1 protein-coding gene and 2 pseudogenes are annotated in these 1,976 nt (G+C 59.4%); 2 read left to right on the forward strand and 1 reads right to left on the reverse strand.

The window, feature by feature from the left end; all coding sequences use genetic code 11:
* Both IVA81_RS20155 and IVA81_RS20160 read left to right on the forward strand, forming a co-directional pair.
* Window positions 1–302: pseudogene (locus tag IVA81_RS20155) on the forward strand (IS256 family transposase); the annotation flags it as partial.
* A gap of 91 nt (window positions 303–393) precedes the next feature.
* The gene (locus tag IVA81_RS20160) at window positions 394–1,359 is read left to right on the forward strand and encodes an IS481 family transposase (protein WP_247321177.1); all 966 of its coding nucleotides are present in this window, start codon (window positions 394–396) and stop codon (window positions 1,357–1,359) included.
* Window positions 1,360–1,459: 100 nt separating this feature from the next.
* Here the strand turns inward: IVA81_RS20160 and IVA81_RS20165 are convergent.
* Window positions 1,460–1,601, reverse strand: a pseudogene (locus IVA81_RS20165) (IS6 family transposase); the annotation flags it as partial.
* Window positions 1,602–1,976 lie beyond the last annotated feature (375 nt).

A 1,976-nucleotide genomic window follows, 5' to 3' on the forward strand; every position in this document is an offset into this window, starting at 1 on the left:
AAGGCCTCGACGAAATCCTGACCGTCGTCCGGTTGAAGCTGCCGAAGGAGCTTCGTCGATCGCTCGCCTGTACCAACATCGCCGAGAACATGATGGGCATCATTCGCCGCGTCACACGCAACGTCAAACGCTGGCGGGATGCCGGTATGGCCCTGCGATGGGTCGCGGCCGGCATGATCGAGGCGAACAAGGGCTTCGGACGATTGAAGGCGCATAAGCAATTGTCGGTTCTGCGTGCGGCCCCTCAAGCTCACCACGATCGCATGACGATCAACCCCGTGCCCATCACGAGGGCCGCGTAACATTCATTCCGGCGACGTCGGCCCGACCTAGGTGTCTGGTCCCGGAGTGTGGGGGAATCAGCCAAGCTGATCCCTCATTCCGGGAGGGGTTATGGGACAGATACTTCACGGCAGCGCCACGACCACGCACGCCATCCGAGCAGCGATACAGCGATCGAAGGCTCCGCTCAAAGATCTAGCCGCGCAGCACGGTCTTAATCAGAAGATGGTCTCCAAGTGGCGCAAGCGGACCTTTGTTCACGATGCGCTGATGGGTCCGAAGATCGTGCGTTCGACGGTTCTAACGGCAGAGGAGGAGGCGACGGTCGTTGCGTTCCGCAAGCACACGCTGCTGCCTCTCGATGACTGCCTCTACGCTCTGCAGGCGACTATCCCCCATCTGACGCGGTCATCCTTGCACCGTTGCCTGCAACGCCACGGGATTAGCCGCCTGCCCGAGGTCGTCGGTGACAAGCCGGCCAAGCAGCCTTTCAAGGCCTATCCGATCGGCTACTTCCACATCGACACCGCCGAGGTCCGCACCGAGGAGGGCAAGCTCTACCTCTTTGTGGCTGTGGACCGCACCTCGAAGTACGCCTTCGCTCGGCTGATGCAGAAGGCGACGGTTGCCACCGCCAGGGCTTTCCTCAACGACCTGGTCATGGCTGTCCCCTACAAAATCCACACCGTGCTCACCGACAACGGCATCCAATTCGCCGACCTGACCAAGAACCGATCAGGTCCAACCGCCACGTGGCGCGGCCATCCTTTCGACCGGACATGCAGGGGGCATGGCATCGAGCATCGTCTCACCAAGCCCAACCATCCCTGGACCAACGGTCAGGTCGAGAGGATGAACCGAACACTGAAGGAGGCAACCGTCCGGCGATACCACTATGAGACCAAGCGCCAACTCGAAGATCACCTCGGCGCCTTCCTGGGTGGCTACAACTTCGTCAAGCGGCTGAAGACGCTACGCGGCCTCACACCCTACGAAGCCATATGTACAGCTTGGGCAAACGAGCCAGACCGCTTCAGGCTCGATCCCATCCACTTGACCTCGGGACTGAACACCTAGTTCAACAACGATCGGGACATCCCCGGGGGGGCGAGACCATCTCGGAACAAGGGGGCGACATGCCTCGGAATTTGCACTCTGCCCAAAGCCGGACTGTCTAATGCGAGACAATAATCCCTCGTGCCGCCAGCAAGTCCTCGACCATTCGCAAACTGAGAGGAAACCGGAAATACAGCCAGACAGCATGGGCGATGATCTCGGGAAGCGATGGCGCGGCGGTAGAGTGGGTCACGCTCTGTCATAGCCCGTCATCGCACAGTATCCACGCTTCATTAAGTTGACGATGCCGTTTAGACTCGGAGCTGATCCTTCCCGGTCTATCACCAGGATTTGGCTCGCGACCGGCACCGGCGGTTCGTCTGTGTGCGGCGAATCCTCCTGCGTCATCCAGGCCGGATCAACTCGGCCATCAGGCTTCTCACGACTTTATGCATGCGATTCCGACTTTTATTAGCATTCGGCGCGAACCCGCACCCTGCACCAAACCTGCGAAAGAACCCTTGATTGTTGCCGCCTAACAGTCTGCTGAAAAACCTTGAAATGGAGGGTTTTCTTGTTCTGGCCGGTCGTTGTTGGGGCGAGGCGGCGGAGTTGGATGTAATTTTTGGCCTGTTGTT

Origin of the sequence: Bradyrhizobium sp. 141, assembly GCF_023074055.1 — a bacterium.
Taxonomy (GTDB): Bacteria; Pseudomonadota; Alphaproteobacteria; order Rhizobiales; family Xanthobacteraceae; genus Bradyrhizobium.

Excerpts from the sequence above, each read along its gene's own strand:
- IVA81_RS20160 (WP_247321177.1), top strand. The coding sequence starts at position 394 with ATGGGACAGATACTTCACGGCAGCGCCACGACCACGCACGCCATCCGA.